The sequence below is a fragment of the Limnothrix redekei LRLZ20PSL1 genome (genome assembly GCF_043235035.1).
In the GTDB taxonomy this organism is placed as follows: domain Bacteria; phylum Cyanobacteriota; class Cyanobacteriia; order CACIAM-69d; family CACIAM-69d; genus CACIAM-69d.
On sequence record NZ_JAZAQF010000059.1, the window covers coordinates 291896 to 310662 of the forward strand.

General features: G+C 55.9%; 17 protein-coding genes and 1 tRNA gene. 9 read left to right on the plus strand and 9 right to left on the minus strand.

The features are described from left to right. Nucleotides 1-17: 17 nt before the first annotated feature. The gene (gene typA / locus VPK24_RS10960; RefSeq protein ID WP_099532669.1) at nt 18-1811 is read right to left on the minus strand and encodes a translational GTPase TypA; all 1794 of its coding nucleotides are present in this window, start codon (nt 1809-1811) and stop codon (nt 18-20) included. Between the two features lie 313 nt (nt 1812-2124). Next, nucleotides 2125-3369 carry a (E)-4-hydroxy-3-methylbut-2-enyl-diphosphate synthase gene (ispG, locus tag VPK24_RS10965; RefSeq protein WP_393013122.1) on the minus strand — a complete coding sequence of 415 codons (1245 nt, stop codon included), beginning with the start codon at nt 3367-3369 and terminating at the stop codon, nt 2125-2127. A gap of 277 nt (nt 3370-3646) precedes the next feature. Between ispG and tatA the strand changes: the two genes are divergently transcribed. The 5 genes from tatA (at nt 3647) to VPK24_RS10990 (ending at nt 8315) form a co-directional block, all read left to right on the plus strand. Further along, nucleotides 3647-3853: a twin-arginine translocase TatA/TatE family subunit gene (gene tatA / locus VPK24_RS10970; protein WP_190353443.1), complete on the plus strand. Its 207-nt coding sequence runs from the start codon at nt 3647-3649 to the stop codon at nt 3851-3853. Between the two features lie 268 nt (nt 3854-4121). Beyond that, nucleotides 4122-5120, plus strand: a complete 999-nt coding sequence (locus VPK24_RS10975; protein WP_393013125.1) for a zinc-dependent alcohol dehydrogenase family protein — start codon at nt 4122-4124, stop codon at nt 5118-5120. Nucleotides 5121-5233: 113 nt separating this feature from the next. Further along, nucleotides 5234-5818 carry a Uma2 family endonuclease gene (locus VPK24_RS10980; protein WP_393013128.1) on the plus strand — a complete coding sequence of 195 codons (585 nt, stop codon included), beginning with the start codon at nt 5234-5236 and terminating at the stop codon, nt 5816-5818. 207 nt (nt 5819-6025) lie between these two features. Beyond that, complete coding sequence (locus VPK24_RS10985; RefSeq protein ID WP_393013131.1) at nt 6026-6601, plus strand: Uma2 family endonuclease; 576 nt, start codon at nt 6026-6028, stop codon at nt 6599-6601. A 25-nt stretch (nt 6602-6626) separates the two neighbouring features. Further along, nucleotides 6627-8315, plus strand: a complete 1689-nt coding sequence (locus VPK24_RS10990; RefSeq protein WP_393013133.1) for a glycosyltransferase family 39 protein — start codon at nt 6627-6629, stop codon at nt 8313-8315. A gap of 124 nt (nt 8316-8439) precedes the next feature. On the opposite strand, the gene VPK24_RS10995 is transcribed toward VPK24_RS10990, so the two are convergent. After that, complete coding sequence (locus VPK24_RS10995) at nt 8440-9402, minus strand: protochlorophyllide reductase (protein WP_393013135.1); 963 nt, start codon at nt 9400-9402, stop codon at nt 8440-8442. Between the two features lie 68 nt (nt 9403-9470). Here VPK24_RS10995 and VPK24_RS11000 point away from each other — a divergent pair, with 68 nt between their 5' ends. Continuing rightward, entirely contained in the window at nt 9471-9647 is a 177-nt protein-coding gene (locus VPK24_RS11000; protein ID WP_158234469.1) for a hypothetical protein, read from the plus strand. Between the two features lie 164 nt (nt 9648-9811). Beyond that, nucleotides 9812-9884: transfer RNA gene (locus VPK24_RS11005), tRNA-Met, on the plus strand. 993 nt (nt 9885-10877) lie between these two features. On the opposite strand, the gene VPK24_RS11010 is transcribed toward VPK24_RS11005, so the two are convergent. The 4 genes from VPK24_RS11010 to ilvN all read right to left on the minus strand — a co-directional run bounded on the left by VPK24_RS11010 (nt 10878) and on the right by ilvN (nt 14438). After that, nucleotides 10878-11645, minus strand: coding sequence for a calcium-binding protein (locus tag VPK24_RS11010; protein ID WP_393013139.1), 768 nt, complete (start codon nt 11643-11645; stop codon nt 10878-10880). Nucleotides 11646-11828: 183 nt separating this feature from the next. Then, nucleotides 11829-12173 (minus strand): hypothetical protein, encoded by a 345-nt coding sequence (locus VPK24_RS11015; RefSeq protein ID WP_393013142.1) that lies wholly within the window; start codon nt 12171-12173, stop codon nt 11829-11831. 267 nt (nt 12174-12440) lie between these two features. Further along, nucleotides 12441-13745 (minus strand): dihydrolipoamide acetyltransferase family protein, encoded by a 1305-nt coding sequence (locus VPK24_RS11020; RefSeq protein WP_393013213.1) that lies wholly within the window; start codon nt 13743-13745, stop codon nt 12441-12443. A gap of 174 nt (nt 13746-13919) precedes the next feature. Beyond that, nucleotides 13920-14438, minus strand: coding sequence for an acetolactate synthase small subunit (ilvN, locus tag VPK24_RS11025; RefSeq protein WP_099533066.1), 519 nt, complete (start codon nt 14436-14438; stop codon nt 13920-13922). 432 nt (nt 14439-14870) lie between these two features. Here ilvN and VPK24_RS11030 point away from each other — a divergent pair, with 432 nt between their 5' ends. Together VPK24_RS11030 and VPK24_RS11035 are read left to right on the plus strand one after the other, a co-directional pair. Continuing rightward, on the plus strand, nt 14871-15620 hold the full coding sequence (locus VPK24_RS11030; RefSeq protein ID WP_393013145.1) for a metal ABC transporter ATP-binding protein: 750 nt from the start codon (nt 14871-14873) through the stop codon (nt 15618-15620). 81 nt (nt 15621-15701) lie between these two features. Further along, entirely contained in the window at nt 15702-16604 is a 903-nt protein-coding gene (locus tag VPK24_RS11035) for a metal ABC transporter permease (RefSeq protein ID WP_190526608.1), read from the plus strand. Nucleotides 16605-16661: 57 nt separating this feature from the next. Here the strand turns inward: VPK24_RS11035 and VPK24_RS11040 are convergent, their stop codons facing one another. Beyond that, nucleotides 16662-17207, minus strand: a complete 546-nt coding sequence (locus tag VPK24_RS11040; protein ID WP_190526295.1) for a hypothetical protein — start codon at nt 17205-17207, stop codon at nt 16662-16664. A 4-nt stretch (nt 17208-17211) separates the two neighbouring features. Beyond that, nucleotides 17212-18723: a cobyric acid synthase gene (locus tag VPK24_RS11045; RefSeq protein WP_393013148.1), complete on the minus strand. Its 1512-nt coding sequence runs from the start codon at nt 18721-18723 to the stop codon at nt 17212-17214. Nucleotides 18724-18767 lie beyond the last annotated feature (44 nt).

Here is an 18767-nt window from a genome sequence, read left to right on the forward strand (position 1 = left end):
GATCGCCTTAAAACGACTTAGCGCTTAGCGAGCTTTTTTGCCGGGAGCTTCCGCAACCGAATCGATTCGGGAGTGACCTCCACCATTTCATCGGAGCCGATATATTCCAGCGCCCGTTCCAGCGTCATTTGTACCGGCGCTTGCAACTGCACCAATTCATCGCCACCGGCCGCGCGGTGGTTGGTGAGCTGCTTGGTTTTGCACACGTTCAGGTCAATGTCTTGCGGGCGGTTGTGCTCACCCACAATCATGCCCTTGTAAACCTTCGTGCCCGGTTCAATGAAGAACACACCGCGATCTTCAGCGTTCTTCATGGCGTAGAAAGTGGCCACGCCTTCTTCAAAGGAAATCATCACCCCGTTGCGGCGGGTGTCGATGTCTCCCACGATCGGGCGGTAGTCATGGAAGCTGTGGTTCATGATCCCTTCGCCTCGGGTCATGCGCATAAACTCGCCCCGGAACCCGATCAGACCCCGCGCCGGGATGATGAATTCCAATTGGGTGCGGCCGTTTTCGCCCACACGCATGTCCTGCATTTCAGCGCGACGAGTCCCCAGCTTTTCGATGCAACTGCCGGATGCATCGTCGGGCACATCCAACACCAACAATTCGTAAGGTTCGCAGGGTTGGCCGTTCACTTCGCGGAAGATCACCTGCGGCTGCGACACTTGGAATTCATAGCCTTCGCGGCGCATGGTTTCGATCAAGATGCCCAGGTGCAGTTCACCCCGACCGGACACGGCCCAGCGATCGGGCGAGTCCGTTTCTTCCACACGCAGAGCCACGTTGGTTTCCAACTCGCGCATCAGGCGATCGCGCACTTGCCGCGAGGTCACAAACTTGCCCTCACGACCGGCAAAGGGCGAATCGTTGACCACAAAGGTCATTTGCAGAGTCGGCTCGTCCACCTTGATCAGCGGCAGCGCTTCGGGATTCTCGGCGCTGGCCAAAGTTTCCCCAATGTTGGCATCGGCAAAACCGGAAATGGCCACCAGGTTACCGGCCGAAGCCTGCTCGATTTCCACCCGTTGCAGCCCTTCAAAGCCCAACAGCTTGGTAATCCGCCCCTTGGTGATTGACCCGTCTTCCTTAATTAAAGCCGCTTGTTGACCGGCGGTAACCGTCCCGTTATGAATCCGGCCAATCACAATCCGACCCAGATACTCGGAATAGTCCAGGGTGGTCACTTGCAGTTGGAAGGGTTTTTCGGGGTCGCCCACGGGCGCAGGCACATGCTCCAGAATCGCTTCAAACAAGGGCTGCATATCCTTGTTTTCGTCGGCCAAGTCGTTCTTGGCAAAACCAGCCATCCCCGAAGCGAACAGGTAAGGGAAGTCGCACTGATCGTCATCGGCTCCCAGCTCGATGAACAAATCCAACACCTTGTCCACGGCGGTCATGGGTTCCACACGCGGGCGATCGATCTTGTTGACCACCACGATCGGGCGTAGACCCTTTTCCAGCGCTTTCTTCAGCACGAAGCGCGTTTGGGGCATCGGCCCTTCGTTGGCATCCACAATCAGCACGCAGCCATCAACCATGCCCAACACCCGCTCCACTTCGCCACCGAAGTCTGCGTGGCCAGGGGTGTCAACGATGTTGATCAGTGTTTCTTTGTAACGAACCGCAGTATTTTTTGACAGAATCGTGATGCCGCGCTCCCGTTCGAGGTCGTTGGAGTCCATCACGCAGGTGGGCACTTCTTCGCCCTCGCGGAAAATGCCAGATTGCTTCAGCAGCGCGTCAACCAGGGTGGTTTTACCATGGTCAACGTGGGCAATGATGGCAACGTTACGAATCGGGAGGCTCATAGGTTGATTAGCGATGGGTTCACACGGGCCCCGCTGACAGCAAGCAGTCCAGCAGGTTGGGTCTCGGAAAGACGATTTTTGTAAAAATCTGTAATGATTCTAGCCCAGGATTGCCAATTCGCATGGGCAATGTTATTGGCAAGTGTGATTGGCCACTGACTTTTGCGGCCAAATGTGCCAAACAGTGATGCCAAATGGCTATGCCAAACCAGCTCGCCAGCGTCCGGCCACCAAGCGCAAAGGCAAGCTTGAGGGACAGTCTGGGAAGCTGGTTTGGGGCTAGAGCCGCATCAAAAACAGTCGATCGCCCGGTTTAACTGGTCGGCGGATCCACCCAACGGCCATCGGCCTTGATCAGCTCAATCAGTGCCGATACGCCTTCGGTTTCCGGGACTCGCTTGATTTCGTCGCGTCCCCGATAGAGAGCGATCGTCCCCGGTGTTTTGCCCACGTAGCCGTAGTCTGCATCGGCCATTTCGCCCGGCCCGTTCACAATGCAGCCCATCACGGCAATGTCCAAGCCCACCAGGTGTTTCGTCGCTTCCCGCACTTGGTGCAGCACCTCTTCGAGGCTAAACAGCGTCCGCCCACAGGACGGGCAAGCCACATATTCCACCATCGTTTTCCGCAAGCCCAACGATTGCAGAATGCTGTAGCAAACGGGGATTTCCTTTTCGGGGGCTTCCGTCAAGGAAACGCGGATCGTGTCGCCGATCCCTTCCGCCAGCAGGGTGGCAATCCCGGCGGTGGACTTGACCCGACCATAGTCGCCATCGCCCGCTTCCGTCACGCCCAAATGGATCGGGTAGGGCATCCCGGCTTCGTCCAGCCGCTTGGCCAGCAACCGATAGGCCGCCAGCATCACGGGCACGCGCGAGGCCTTCATGGAAATCACCAGGTTTTGGAATTGCATGTCTTCGCAAATCCGCAGGAATTCCAGCGCCGATTCCACCATGCCCAAGGGCGTGTCGCCATAGGTGAAGACCATCCGCTCCGCTAGGGAGCCGTGGTTTACGCCAATCCGCATACATTTGTTTTGCTCGCCTAGGGTTTCCACCAGGGGTTGCAGGGTTTCGCGGATTTTCTTACCGATCGCCTCAAATTCGGCGGCGCTGTAGTCCTGGTCGGCGCGGGGCTTTTCAAACACATACAAGCCCGGATTAATCCGCACCTTATCGACGTGCTTGGCCACTTCCAGGGCGATTTTCATGCCGTTGTGGTGCACGTCGGCCACCAGCGGCACGGGGCGATAGGTGTCTTCCAGGGTTTTGCGAATGCTTTCCATGGCCTTGGCATGGGCCAGGCTGGGGACGGTGACGCGCACAATTTCGCAGCCGATTTCGTGGAGGCGACGAATGGCGGCAACCGAACCGGGAATGTCGAGGGTATCTTCGTTGATCATCGACTGCACCACGACCGGATGGCCGCCACCGATCGTGATGTCACCGACTTGGACGGGGCGGGTTTGGCGACGATGGATCGTGGTGTCAAACAGTCGATCGTCTAGGTTGGTGGCGATGCTGCCGTTGGAAATGGGGGGCTTCGGCAGGGTTTGCATGGCTTCGCTCCGATCGCGGATGGCGCGGGGTATGTCTGAAGGCGCGGATAGTTCAAGGGGTTGCCCAAATAAATGGGTTTCCCAGTTTTTTAGGTTGCCATACTTTGGGCGATCGCTTGGTGTTTATGACAGATTTGGCGATTTGGGCTGGTGATGGGGTCGGTCAGATTGGGCAATTGGTGCTATCTATGGGGGCAGCGGTACGGGTGGCGATCGCTGGGTAATTTGCCGATCGCAACTGAGATCGCGGGCATTGTCGTTTAGGAGAGGCGCGATCGTGTTTGGACTGGGCTGGCCGGAAGTGCTGTTGATTTTGCTGGTGGCGATCTTGATCTTTGGGCCCAAGAAGTTGCCGCAGTTGGGTGGGGCCTTGGGCAAAACCCTGCGCGGGTTTCGCGATGAGCTAAACCCCGATGAAAAAGAACTCGATCGCCCCGCTGGCCCGCCGGACGTGGACGGAGAAGTGATCAAGGGCGATCGATAACCAACCACAATCCCCAAAGTTCCCAAAACTCTTAGGACTGTCTGAAAAGCTCTCGAACTGAAGAATCGATCGCCCCAAGGTCAATTCAGCCAAATTGAGTTTGATCGAGCCAAGCTTTCTCTTCTAGAAATCAGCTCAAAATCAATTCATGCTTGTAATTTTTGAGCTGAAAAACTCAAGATGCTGAATGAGGTTCGAAGCCAGATTAACTAGCTCAGAATCAGCCGGTAAAATTGGATTTTGCTGTGAAGAAAACGAGCTGAAATCCATGAAAGCGATCGCCCTGAGTCAGGCCGGTGGGCCGGAAAATTTGCAGCTACAGGATTTGCCCCAGCCGGAGATTACGGCGGGCCAGGTGTTGGTGAAGCTCAAAGCGGCCGGCATTAACCCGATCGATGCCAAGTTGCGATCGCGCGGCACGTTTTACCCCGAGGCAACGCCCCATGTGTTGGGGTGCGATGGTGCGGGGATCATCGAGGCGATCGGCTCCGAGGTGACGGGCTGGCAACCGGGCCAAGCGGTTTATTTTTGCTATGGCGGGTTGGGCGGCCCGGCGGGTAACTATGCGGAATGGGCGGCGGTGGATGCCCGTTGCTTGGCTCCCAAGCCCGATCGCCTGAGTTTTGCGGAAGCGGCGGCGGCTCCCTTGGTGTTGATTACGGCTTGGGAGGCCCTGCGCGATCGGGCACGCATCACCGCCGGCCAAAAAGTGCTGATCCATGCCGGGGCTGGCGGTGTGGGCCATGTGGCAGTTCAGTTGGCCAAGCTCTGGGGCGCGGAGGTGGCCGCCACGGTCAGCACGCCCGAGAAAGCGGATTTTGTGGCTGGGTTGGGCTGCGATCGTCCGATTCTCTATCGCCAAGAGGATTTCGTCAGCGCCTTGCAGGGCTGGACGGGCGGCCAAGGTGTAGATATTGCCTTTGACACGGTGGGTGGCGACTTGCTGACGGCCACCTTTCCGGCGGTGAAGCCCTACGGCGACGTGGTGACGATTTTGGAACCCGCGGCCAACACCAACTGGAAAGTTGCCCGCAACCACAACTTGCGCATTGGGTTGGAGTTGATGCTCACGCCACTGCTGAAGCATTGGGATGCGGGTTTGCGGCATCAGGCGGAGGTTTTGCGTCAATGCGCGGCCTGGATTGATGCGGGGCAACTCAAAATTCAGTTGCACCAAACCTTCCCGCTCGATCGCGCCGCTGAGGCCCACCAACTGCTGGAGCAGGGCGGCTTGATTGGCAAGCTGGCCCTGGCGATCGACCCCTAATTTCAGGCTAAAAGTTTGCGACTTTGAACGGCTGGGCGATCGCGTGGAATTGTCCCCGAATGGGATTTGAATTCAGTGGCTATGCTGGAGAGAGTTCCTGCGATCGTCCTGCTATGACTGCTTCTATTGCCGCCCAGTTAATTGCTGCCAGCCTCACACCTGACGAGTATCGCGCCTTTGAAGAAAAAAGCGAAACTCGCCATGAATATTGTGATGGAGTATCAATCCCCATGACCGGTGGCAGCTATCGACATAGCCAAATTATTACTAACTTGATAGTGCTGCTGGCTACAGCCTGGGCCGAAACGGAATATACCGTTCATGCCAATGATTTGCGCGTTTGGTTACCGAAATGGCAAACGGGCACATATCCGGATGTGCTGGTCATTACAGGTGAGCCACGCTTCACCGAAAATCGCACTGATGAAGTGTTAAATCCCACACTGATCATTGAGGTTTTGTCGCCTTCAACGGCAGATTACGATCGCACGAAAAAGTTTAGTAAATATTGCTCAATTCCTGAGTTCCGGGAATATCTGTTGGTGGCTCAGGAAGAACCGGCCATCGATCGATTCTGGTTGGGTGAAGACGGCGACTGGCGCTGGCGAAGAACCGAAGGATTGACAGAAACCTGCTCGATCGCCACCGGCAATTTAGCGTTACCCCTGTCCAAAATTTATCGATCGGTTAGCTTTTAAATTCGGTTACCCATCAGCATTGCCCATGAACCCGACTCGATCGAGCGCCTCATCTTGGCAAACCGTCATCCGTTGGGTGGCGATCGGCTGTGTTGTGTTGGGCATTGGCCTTCGTTTTTGAACGGCTGGGCGATCGTGTGGAATCATCCCTGAATGGGATTTGAATTCAGTGGCTATGCTGGAGAGAGTTCCTGCGATCGTCCTGCTATGACTGCTTCTATTGCCGCCCAGTTAATTGCTGCTAGCCTCACACCCGACGAGTATCGCGCCCTTGAAGAAAAAAGCGAAACTCGCCATGAATATTGCGATGGAGTATCAATCCCCATGACCGGTGGTACTTCAAGTCATAACCAAATTGGTCTGAACCTGATTCGGCTTCTCGATCTAGATCCACCCTTCACGGTTTTTGCATTGGATATGCGCCTTTGGTTGCCGACCTACAATCACGGAACTTATCCTGATTTGATGGTGATTGAAGGTGACCCTAGCTTTTCCAATGGACGGCGAGATGAAGTGTTAAATCCCACACTGATCATTGAGGTTTTGTCGCCTTCAACGGCAGATTACGATCGCACGAAAAAGTTTAGTAAATATTGCTCAATTCCTGAGTTCCGGGAATATCTGTTGGTGGCTCAGGAAGAACCGGCCATCGATCGATTCTGGTTGGGTGAAGACGGCGACTGGCGCTGGCGAAGAACCGAAGGATTGACAGAAACCTGCTCGATCGCCACCGGCAATTTAGCGTTACCCCTGTCCAAAATTTATCGATCGGTTAGCTTTTAAATTCGGTTACCCATCAGCATTGCCCATGAACCCGACTCGATCGAGCGCCTCATCCTGGCAAACCGTCATCCGTTGGGTGGCGATCGGCTGTGTTGTGTTGGGCATTGGCCTTCGTCTTTGGGCCATTGATCACAATATCCTTTGGCATGACGAAGTACTAACGGCCGTCAGTGCTGCCGGCCATCGTTTGCCGGTGCTCCAGGCTCGTGAATTTGCCAACAAGCTGGTCATGCAGCCGGAGTTGGTCGCCTATTTGGGGCCCAAAGGACAGCCTTGGCACACCGTTTTTGCTTCCGTGATTGGCAATCCAGAGCATCCACCGCTCTATTACCTGTTAACGCGGTTTTGGATGGAATGCTTTGGCAGCAGTGCCCTTGCCCTTCGGAGCTTGCCCACGATTTTTGGGCTGGCGGTTTTTCCTGCTCTGTACTGGGTCTGTTGGGAATTAACCCGATCGCCCTTGGTGGGTTGGGTGGCCATGGCGCTGGTGGCCCTCTCCCCGTTTCATGTGCTGTATGGGCGAGAGGTGCGGGAATATAGCCTGTGGGCGGCGTTGCTGTTGGTGTTGGGGGCGCTGCTGCTGCGTGCTTTGCGGTTGACAGAGCGGGCGGCCACTTGGGGCGATCGGGTGCGCGCCTGGTGGCCCTACAGTTTGGTTTTGGCGCTGGGGCTATACACCTCCCTGTTGACGGTTTATGTGTCCGTAGGTCAAGGGTTGTATGTGCTGTGGCTCGATCGGGGGCGACTGGGCTGGCGGGTGCGATCGCTCATTCTGGCCGGCTTGGCCGGTGGGTTGCTGTTCTTGCCTTGGGCGCTGGTGTTGTTGAACCATTGGGAAGCCGCTCGCCAGCTCACCGCCTGGATGACTGCCTATGAAGAGCCGCGCATTCAAGTGCTCCGCCGATTGGTCATCCAAGTGTTGCGAGGGTTCACGGATTGGGTTCCCGTGGGCGCTGGTTGGTGGGGGGCGGGGCTGTTTTGCGCGATCGCCCTGGGAGTCTTGATCTGGCTGCAACGGCAGTTTCCCCTGCGGGTGAGCGGTTGGGTGCTGACCCTCACGTTGGTCTCCACCAGCCTACTGGTGATCCCCGATCTGTTCGATGGCGGGCTGCGCTCCATCTCAACGCGCTACTGGACTCCGACCTATCTGGGGCTGCAAATTGCCCTCGCGATTCTGATTGCCCAATCCCTGACCCAAGGGCAAACCCTGCGCCGCAGTCTCGCCGCGATCGGGGCCAGCCTGTTGTTAACCATTAGCCTGAACGGTAGTTGGCAATTAATCACCGCCACCACCAATTGGGCCAAAGGCATTAGTGTTAGCTTGCCTGCTTTTGCGGAACAGATTAACGCCGCCGCAAACCCCTTGGTGATTGCGGATGGATTTGGCTATCGAATTGGCAACACCATCGCCCTGGCTCTGCGTCTTCGGCCCAATGTGCCGTTCTATTTGGTCTCAGATTTTCGACAGGTCAACCCCGGTGATTTGCAATTATTGAAAACGGCGATCGGGCAAATAACTCCACCGATCAGCGATCTATACGTCCTGAACCTGATGCCCCCCTTTCGCGAGGCGATCGAGGCAGAATTAAAAGGGCAAATCCAACCCCTCGGCGGTGACAACATGGCCTGGCTCGATCAATTGCAACTTCCTTCCCCGATCGCCGCCCAAAAGCCCATGCCGTTAAATTCAAACCTTGAGCAATTCAACCTTTAACGAAATCCAAACTTCAACAAAAAAGACAAGAATCAAAAAGATCAGAATCAAAAAGACAAGAGGTTTAAACCCCTTGCCTTTGAACGATTGCCATTGACCGCAAATTGCTAATTGCTAGCAATTTCTAGGCCAAATTCACCAGTTTCAGGGTCAGATCCCACATTCTTTGACCCCGTTGCTCATCGCGGGCCTGAGGCGAGACCCGTTGCAGGAAGGCTTCGCGACCCTTCTTCTGGCGGTTGCCCCAGCTAAAGTAAGCCCCCGACTGCTTGAAGTCAGGATCCGCCACCACTTGAGCCACCCGATCGCCCGCCAACTCCTGGGACACATAGCCCCCAGTGATGTTCTTTTGGAACCAGGGGAAGATGGTTTGGAACAGGGGATAGTGATTGCGGAAGAGGGGCGTATCGGCCACGCAACCGGGATAGAGCGAAGAGAACGTAATCCCGGTGGATTCATGGAAGCGACGGTGCAACTCGCGCATGGTCAGCACATTGCAAACCTTGCTTTCCTTGTAGGCCCGCACCGGCTCAAACTTCTTGCCATTGGCCATGCAAATCGGATTTTTGAAGCCCTGTTCAAAGCCTTCCAGGTTGCCCAAATCGGGCTGAGGCGGAATTTTGCCCCCCAATTCGTCGGGGTTGTGGGTCACCGTGCCCAAAATCACCATCCGTCGATCGGGATAGTTCGAGAGCTTCATGTCATCCAACATCAGATTGCACAACAGGAAGTGGCTCAGATGGTTGGTGGTCATGGTCAGTTCATAGCCCTCAGGACTCCAAAGCGGTTCCTTAATCAAGGGCATATAAATGGCAGCGTTACAGACCAGCGCATCGAGCGATCGACCCAGCGATCGAAAAGCACTGACCAACATCCGCACGCTGGTGAGGTTCCCCAAGTCCACTTGGAGCACCGTATAGCTATCTTGAGGAATGCCCGCCTCGGCCGCCGCCGCGTGGGTTTTTTCCAAATTCCGGCAAGCCATCACCACATACCAGCCACGATTGACGAGGGCCTTAGCGGCGTACAGCCCGACTCCCGAGGAAGTACCGGTGATGAGGACGGTGGGTTTTTGCTGTTCTGCCATTGCTGTTGTGCGGTTTTATCGTGATGGGTTACTAAAAAAGGGGGCAGAGCAACTGGCTCTTGCGCCTCATGCCGATCGAAACCGACGGTAATCGCCTCGATCGCGATCGGGAACGCTTTGCTCTGTTGAATGATGCCACCGGGCCCAAACGGGGCCAGGCGATCGCATCCTATCGAGAATCGCCTAATTGCGCGTCGCGAAAGGCGAAAACCTCAACCAATCTTAAAATCTTGGCCGGTTGTTGAGAATTTTGCAGGGCGGCATCCAAATTATTTGGCTAGCACCCTTGCGATTTCTCATCCATGGCGTATAATACATACTCGCGTCAAAAATATTGAGTTTTGCTCCGTTAGCCAAACGATCACCACTCAAGCAATCTCCGTAACCTAGAGATTTGAAGACGCATTAAGGCTCAGTAGCTCAGAGGTTAGAGCAGGGGACTCATAAGCCCAAGGTCGCAGGTTCAAATCCCGCCTGAGCCATCGCTGAAACGCTTCTGTTGCAAGATTTTTAGATTAATAGCAACAGTATTTAGAACTGTAAAAGTAAGATCATTTTAAGATCATTGGCCATCGAGCTGATTTTCAAATGGTCAGCTCTCCTGTTTGCCGCACTAGCAAGCTTGAAGCGGAACACTAGGTCAGTAGACTTCTTTCACGAATCAGTTAGAAGCCCTGATCCTTAACCCCTTTCCCAAAATGGACTGATCAATGGACTGATCAACGGTCATTTTGTAGGTTGGGTTGAGGCACGAAACCCAACAACAGTGAGCTTCATGGTGATCGAGTTGGGTTTCGCAAAGCTCAACCCAACCTACCGAAGAACTGCCGGAGAACTGCAAGCGATCGGAAGTTAGCCTCCAACAAGAACGCGATCGACTGTTTAGGTCGATCGCGCTAATGATGCTCAACGAAAAAATGCAAGCGCACCCAGGACATGGCCACCTCCAAGCTGGCCCGCGCCATGCAAATTCCCGAGTCCTAAGATTGAGTTGAGCTTTCTAACCCAGATCGATTCTTGAAGTACTTATAGGTGTTAGCCTTTGTACCTCGGCCTAACCCTATGCTGCTATTCCTTACCTGATTCCTTTTTTGCGGTGACGGCAATCAAAAGAATCGGGAAATTGATATTGATCTGATGAGGCACTGAGTCAGACTGCTTCAAGACCGTAGTCAGAAATACTAAGCATGAAGCGAGAATATTCAGCCAGCGATTGGATGGTTTGGACATGGTTTTGACCCATCTAATTCGCCCTGAAACGCAAAACCGCCGAAAGGAACGCATTGCGTTCCTTTCGGCGGTTTATGACTTTATTGTAATCGCTCGTACCCGTTTGTCAAGATTGGGACTGAGGATTACGGTCTGACTTTTGCTGACCGTTCCCAAATGCTCTGTACCTTATTCCCCAGTACTGATAAAGACGCAAAGCATCGAAAAATCGCTCCCATGCAGGGCAAACAATATGAGTATCAGTATCAACTGACAAAGTTGCTGGCTGTAAAGGATTGTGGGGTGAGGAGTGGTGACGAGCCAGTGAGGTCGAAGACAGCAAGAATTTGTCCTGAGCCTTTCACCCTAATCACGACATCAGATGGACTGACTGATGAAAGGCTAGAGAAATTTTTCCTAACCTCATTGGCCACAAGACCTGCTTGAGCAACGGTGGAGATGACTAAATTATCAAAAGTTAGTCCTCCGCCCAATTGAATGACATCTTGACCGGGCGCAAAGTCGGTGATGTAGTCAAATGAGTTATCAGCCAAAGGAGATATAGCAAAGGTATCTAGCCCACTTCCACCCACTAGGACATCAAATCCTAAATCTCCTGAGAGGAAATCATTGCCGAGATTGCCGCTTAAGTAGTCGTTTTCGCGTCCACCAAACAGTTGATCATTACCATCATTGCCCCACAATGTATCTTGGCCCAGGTTACCAAATAGGAAATTGCCATTCGATTCTCCTGGCCCTAGTTGGACTCTGCCATAGATCACATCATCGCCACGCCCACCATACAGTGAGTCTTCTCCCAACCCCCCAAAAATGGTGTCATTGCCTTCATTTCCAAAAATTTCGTCGTTGCCACCCTCTCCAAAAATCTCATCGTTGCCGCCAAGTCCCAGCGTGCGGCGGCCCAAATCAGTGTCGTAGATGGTATCAGCCCCAGAAGTTCCCTGAGCGTCAGGATTATTCAGAACAGAAATGATTGCCATTGGTTTTTGTGAGAGCTTTTGAAATCCTAGCACAAAGGGTCAGGACTCAGTATTAGTCCTGACCCACCATGGTGATGCTTCAAGTATGATTGCTCTCGCAATTGGAGTGGGAAGGCTAGATCGGGTGCTCTGCGCTCCTTGGAAGGTGGGGGCTACGATGCAGAGCATAGGAACGATTCAAAACGATCCAATGATCAAAATAATTTAGAGGCGGCATCAAAGGAACTCAGAAATCCACTGGGCATTCTCGGCTGGCATCCCCACGCCCATAAATTCTTCGACACTAGACCCATCCACGACTCCTCGGTAGGCCCAGCGGTTTGCCCGGTCATCCCATTGCATGATGATAGTGACTTGGTAACCCATAGGGTCACTAGGGCGTTCCTTGATGAAACAAATTGCTGCCCCCCATTCCACGTAAGCTTGAAAGCGATCAATGGTTACCTGTCCTGATCTCGGGACTTTCATCACCCGTACTACGTGGTTAAAAGCGGCGCGCTGGAGATCGAAGAGCTTGTTGATCCGAGGATCAGCGGGGTCAACGAGTCGCTGAGCAACCACCGGGGATACCAGAGGAACCGGAGTAGGCGGTGCAGGCAGAGCGGAAACGGGGGAAATTAGGGGGAACATAGGGGTGCATAGTACGTAGTCTGATTTTCCCACGCAGATGGCGGGAATACCGGATTCGGACGATCTGCATTACCCAAGTCAAGATTGCGGGCTATGATGCAGGGCTTCTGGGATGCGTTCCCATGCAGAGCATGGGAACGATCTACGACTTAACGACTAGCCAGGTTAGGTTTGCGGCTTGCGTCAGCCTCCCAGGGTTTACAGCGTCAGGGATTGCACATCGCCTTCGATCAGGGCGGCCAAGTCGCGCAGGAAGCCTGCCGAATCTGCACCGTAGATGACCCGGTGATCAGCGGTCAGGTTCACTTGCATCACCCGCTTCACGCCCAACAAACCGTCATCGGTGGCCACCACAGTCGGCTTGGATGCGCCCACGGCCAGGATCGCCCCTTGGCCCGGCGGCAAAATTGCATCGAAGCGATCGACCCCGAACATCCCCAGGTTCGACAGGGTGAAAGTGCCGGTGGTGTACTCATCCGGCTGCAACTGCTTGCTGCGGGCGCGGGTTACCAGGTCTTGCCAGTTGCGCGACAGGGAATAGAGATCCACCTGATCGGCATTCTTCAGCACGGGGGTGATCAGGCCACCATCAGGCATGGCCACGGCCACGGCGATGTTGATGTCGCTGCGGTAGGCGATCGCGTCAGGGGCATAGGCCGCGTTCACCACCGGGTGCTTGCGCAGGCTGAGGGCCACGGCCTTGGCCAGCAGGGCGGTCATGGTCACGCCCTTAGACTTCACTTGTTTGTAGAGTGCGTCCAGCTTGTCGGTGGTGATTGAGTAGCCCACGCGGAAGGTGGGAACGCTCAGGCTGACCATCATGTTGTTGACCACGGCCTTTTGCAGGGTGGTCATGGCCACGGCTTGACCGGGCATGGGCGGCAACGGCGCAGCAGCGGCAGCCGGAGCGGGAGCAGCGGCGGGCACGGCCACGGGCGCGGCGATCGGGGCGGGGGCAGCGGCCGGGGTGCGACCGGCGGCCCGTTCCACGTCTTCAGCCACGATCCGACCATTGGGGCCCGAACCGGTCAGGCCACTCAGGTCAACTTTCAGTTCTTTGGCCAGCTTCTTGGCGCGGGGCGAGGCGATCGTGCGGCCGCTGGGGCTGGCTGCGGGGGCGCTGGCTCCATTGCTGGGGGCAGCGGCCACGGTCACCGGGGTGGCAACGGGCGTGGCGGCCGGGGCTGAAGCAGCGGCCGGGGCAGCGCTGGCTGCGCCACCGGACAGGCCGGCCGCTTGGGCCTTGGCGGCTTCAATTTCCGCTTCGGTTTCGGCAATCAGGGCGATCGTGGAACCCACAGGGGCGGAACCACCGGCATCAACAACGATCGCGGCCATGTAGCCCTCGTTAAAGGATTCCACGTCCATGTCTGCCTTGTCGGACTCGACGATCAGGATCGTTTCGCCTTTGGCTACTTTGTCGCCCGGCGCTTTCTCCCACGAGACGATTTTGCCTTCGGTCATCGTGGAGCTAAGGGCAGGCATGAAGACTTCGTGAATCATGGGCCGATCGTACCGGGGAACGCTAGGACTTGAATGGTTGGGCTGCAATTCGCCAAAGTCAGATTTTACCGTCTGTTGGGGACGGTGGTGGCGTTGGTTGGCGATCGAGCCGTCAGAGTCAGGGATCGATCGTGTCATGCCGGGTGCTCACCGGTCGGTGGCCCCGGAAGCGCCCTAGTTACGGAGATCAGCAGATTTCAGATATTCCGTGTTCACGCCCGATTCACGGGTGAGGGCAATTTTGCCGGTGCGGGCCAGCTCGCGCACGCCAAATTTTTCCAGCAATTGCAGAATGGCTACCATCTTGCCCGGGTCGCCCACCACCTCGATCGTGAGGGAGTCGTCAGACACATCCACCACCCGCGCCCGGAAAATTTGCGCCAGTTCAATAATTTCCGATCGGGCACTGCTCGGCGCATTCACCTTCACCAACATCAACTCCCGTTCCACACAGGGCACTTCGGTGATGTCTTGGACTTTGATCACGTTGATCAATTTGTAGAGCTGTTTAACGATTTGCTCAATGATCCGGTCATCGCCGGACACGATCATCGTGATTCGCGATACGCCCCCTTGCTCGGCAGGGCCGACGGCCAGGCTTTCGATGTTGTATCCCCGGCGGGCAAAAAGACCCGCGATGCGCGTCAAAACGCCGGCTTCGTCCTCGACAAGTACAGAAAGGGTGTGTTTCATGGTTCGGTGAAAGGCTGATGGCCAGGGCGGGCGATCGATCGGGTGCATCCCAAAGGTGAATCGCACCCAATGTTGATCCCAATTCCCAATCGCATTCCAAATCTTGCGACAGCCTTTCAGTTTAGGCGATTTGGCGGTCTTCCGATTGCCCAACTCAGGTAACCAACCGAGGGACGGCAGAAGGCGCGATCGGGGCTAATCAGCAGCAATTCGACGGCAATTCAGTGGGGCCAAGCGATCGCCCAGGGATCGATCGAGCTTGGCAATTCCGGGGGCGACGGGGACTCAGGGGGGTGTTAGAATTTTTTTTGAGAACCATTCTCAAACTAATCTTTAACATCTTCGTGAGCCACCACCATTGTGCGGCGCTGTTGAGGCGCGGTGGTGGCTGGCGGTTTTGTTGGCCTTCCTAGGTTGGAACCCATCGCCTCCATGCTGCAAGTTCGATCGCTGTGTGTTCGCTATCGCGGACTCTCGGTTCTGGACGATGTTTCGCTTGACCTCGCGCCCGGTGAATTGGTGGGGCTGATTGGCCCCAACGGCGCGGGCAAAAGCACCCTGATCAAGGCCCTGTTGGGCCTCGTGCCGATCGAATCGGGCGTGATTACCTTTCGGGGTGTGCCCTTGCGGCGACTGCGCCATCGCGTGGCCTACGTGCCCCAACGGTCACAAATCGACTGGGACTATCCGATCACGGTGCAACGGGTGGTGATGATGGCCTTTGCCAAGGTGGCAGGATGGTGGCGATCGCCCGGCCCAGCAGCCCGGGCCGCGGCTCGATCGGCCATGGAGCAGGTGAATATTTGGGATTTGCGCGATCGCCCGATCGGCTCCCTTTCTGGCGGGCAACAGCAACGGGTTTTTTTGGCTCGGGCCCTGGCCCAAAAGGCAGAATTTTTTCTATTCGATGAACCTTTTACCGGTGTGGACAAGCAAACGGAACTAGTGTTGTTGAATCTGTTTGCTGAACTCCGCAGCCAAGGCCATTTGGTGTTAGTTTGCTCTCACGAGTGGGGCAGCTCCCTGGAACGATACGATCGGCTGCTATTGCTGAATCGATCGCTCCTGGCGAATGATCGGCCCCAGGCCGTGATGACCCTGGATAATATCCGGCGAGCCTATGGCGAAAATATGCAAACTGCCGATCGCCACAGTCCCTTTGAATCGGTTTTAGCCTGTTAGCAAATCCCGTGAGACTATCCTGATTGGAGGTCTAAACCTGATTGGAGGTCTAAATTTGATTCAACCAAATGCTGAGGGCTAATTTTGGACTGGTTGCTTGATCCTTTGCAGTATGAATTTGTGCGCCATGCGATCGCGATCGGGATGATCGTGGGCGTAATTTGTCCTGTGGTGGGCAGTTATCTCATTGTGCTGCGGATGTCTCTGCTGGGTGACGTAATTGCCCATGCGGTAATGCCTGGTTTGGCGATCGCCAATGCGTTGCGTATTGATTTATCGATCGGGGCGTTCATTTCCGGCATGTGCAGCACCTTCGTCATTGCCTGGATTCGACAGCAATCGCGGGTGCGGGTTGATGCGGCCATGACCCTAACCTTCTCCACCTTTTTTGGCTTAGGAATTGCCCTGATTTCACTGCTAAAAACGCAGCTTGATTTGGAAGGATTTCTCTTTGGCGATATTTTGAACGTCACCCAAGGAGACTTGCTCCATGGAGTGATTGTAGCGGTGATTTTATTAGTTTTAATTAAGCTTCACTATAAAGAATTACTGTTTTATACCTTTGACCCCTTGGGGGCCGAAGCGGCCGGATTACCCACCACTTGGATTCACTACAGCCTGATGGCCGGAGTGACTTTAGCGATCGTGACGAGCTTGAAGGTGGTGGGGGTGATTATGGCGATCGCAATGTTGGTGGGCCCGGCCATCACGGCCTATTTGTTGGTCAAAGAGTTGCACATGATGATGTTGGTGGGTGCTGGCTTAGGGGTGTTGGCCGCGATCGGGGGCATGTACAGCAGTTTCTATTGGGATTTGCCCTCGGGCGCGGCGATCGCCCTAGTGATTTTTGGGTTGTTTTTGATGGCCCTGTTGTTTAGCCCGAGCCAGGGAATTTTGACCCGTCCCCGCCCCAAGGCGACCCGTCCGCGATCGGGCAAGGTTGCGGAATCGGCAGCTCCCAAACCGACCGCAGACCTGGACTAACAGCCAATCTGAGCCAGCGAATCTCAGTGAGTTTCAGTGAATCTCAGTGAATCTCAACTAGCGAATGGTTTGCGCGGGTGGCCCTTGGTTGGGAGAGGTAGGGAATTGGGGCGTTGCGGAAGGGGTGGGAGTGTTGCGTCTGGGGGCCCAAGCACCACATTCAGTTAGGAGGGCGCTGGGTTGGTCGCTGTAGGCGCTCATGCAGTCGATCGTGATCCTTGATCGATTGGCGGAGTTGTAGCGACTGGCCGGAACACCGGTGCTGGTGGCGGAGGAGCCACTGCCACGATTGGGGTTGCTGCTGGGGCCGCTGGCGGAATTGGGTTGGCTGGGCGGCGGCCCGCCGGAGTTGCCGCTGCCGGGCGAGGGCGTAATCGGTTCTTCGAGGTTGGGAGCCTGGGCGTTGGGGTTGCGGCAGCGGGCCAGAGCATAGGGATCATTCCCCGCGCGGCGCAGACAGTCCAACAGTCCGGGACTTTGGGCCTGGGCGGTGGGCGTGCCCAAGGTCACAAGGGCCAACAGCCCGATCGCCCCTAAACCCCTGGTGATCACGTTGGTGATCGCGAGTTGCCACTGAGAAACCATCGGTCGATCGAACACCATCGGCTCAAACCTCCAGGTAGTCGCACAGCCGATCCAGGGTTAAGGATGTTTCCAAAAGGTCGGCCATTCGATCGTACAACTGTTGCCGATGTTGTTGCCAGGATTGGGGGTTGGGGCGATGGGTGGTGATGCCGGCCAAACGGGTCAGGGTTTGGCGCACCGCTGCCGACTCAAACAGACCATGGACATAGGTTCCCCAAACGCAGCCTTGGGCCGATCGGGCCCCTTCTGGTTCTGGCGGCTGTCCGATCGGCTCCAGAGTCAACAGTGGATCGCAAGGGGCGATCGGGCGGGTTTGACCCATGTGAATTTCATAGGCTTGCCAGCGATCGAGCTGCGGAATGTCATGCTGTGAGGTTGCACCGGCCTGGCTGGGCCAATGGGCCGTCACTTGGCGCACGGTTTTTTGTGGAAAATAATCCGTCTCCACCGGCAACAGTCCCAACCCCGCCATCTCGCCCGCGGCCCCCGCAATGCCCGTGCGATCGACCAGCGATCGGCCCAACATTTGATAGCCCCCACAAATGCCCACCACCGGCACACCCTGGGCGGCGGCCCGTTGAATGGCCGCTGCCAGGCCCGTTTCTTGGAGCCAAGCCAAATCCCGCAGGGTGTTTTTGCTGCCCGGCAACACGATCGCCCGGGCGGTGGCCAACTCGGCCGGCCGCGTCACCCAGCGCACCGCCACTCCTTGATCGATCGACCAAGGTTGGCTGTCTTGGGAATTGGACAAAAAAGGAAACCGAACCCAGGCAATCACAGGGTGATCGCATTCCATGGGGGTCTCTTCGGCCGATCGACAGAGGCTATCTTCGCTTTCCGGTTGCAACTCCGCCGCGTAGGGTAAGGTTCCCAAATAGGGCAGGTGGGGCAAATGCTGCTGAAAATAGCGATCGGCATCGGCAAATAGCCGCAAATCGCCCCGAAACTTATTCACCACTAAGCCCAATCCCAGGGCCTGAGCCGATCGGGGCATCAGTTGGTAGGTTCCCACCGCTTGGGCGAAAATGCCGCCTCGTTCAATGTCGCCCACCAACAGCCAGCGCCCTTGGAGATGCTCGATCGGGCGCAAATTCACCAAATCCCGGTGCATCAAGTTCAATTCCACCGGGCTGCCCGCCCCCTCCAGCACCAACACATCACAGCGATCGCGCCAGTCCGCCAGGGTTTGCGCCACCACCTCCCACAGACGATCGATATGTTGGTAATAGTCCGCCGCCGCGATATGTTCCCCGGCCTGGCCCAACAGCACCAACTGCGATCGGCTATTGCCCGAAGGCTTCAGCAAAATGGGATTCATCTCCGCCACGGGCCGCAACCCGCAAGCCTCCGCCTGGGCCGCCTGGGCCCGCCCAATTTCGCCCCCTTCCAGGGTCACGAAGGAATTATTGGACATGTTTTGGGCCTTGAACGGCGCAACCCGCAGACCTCGCCGCCGCAACCAAGCGCAAAGGGCCGTGGTTACCCAGCTTTTGCCCGCGTTGGAGGAGGTTCCTAAAACTGCGATCGACTTCATGGGTTCTGATTCGGGTCGAAATGCTGAGGGAAAAGGTCAAACCC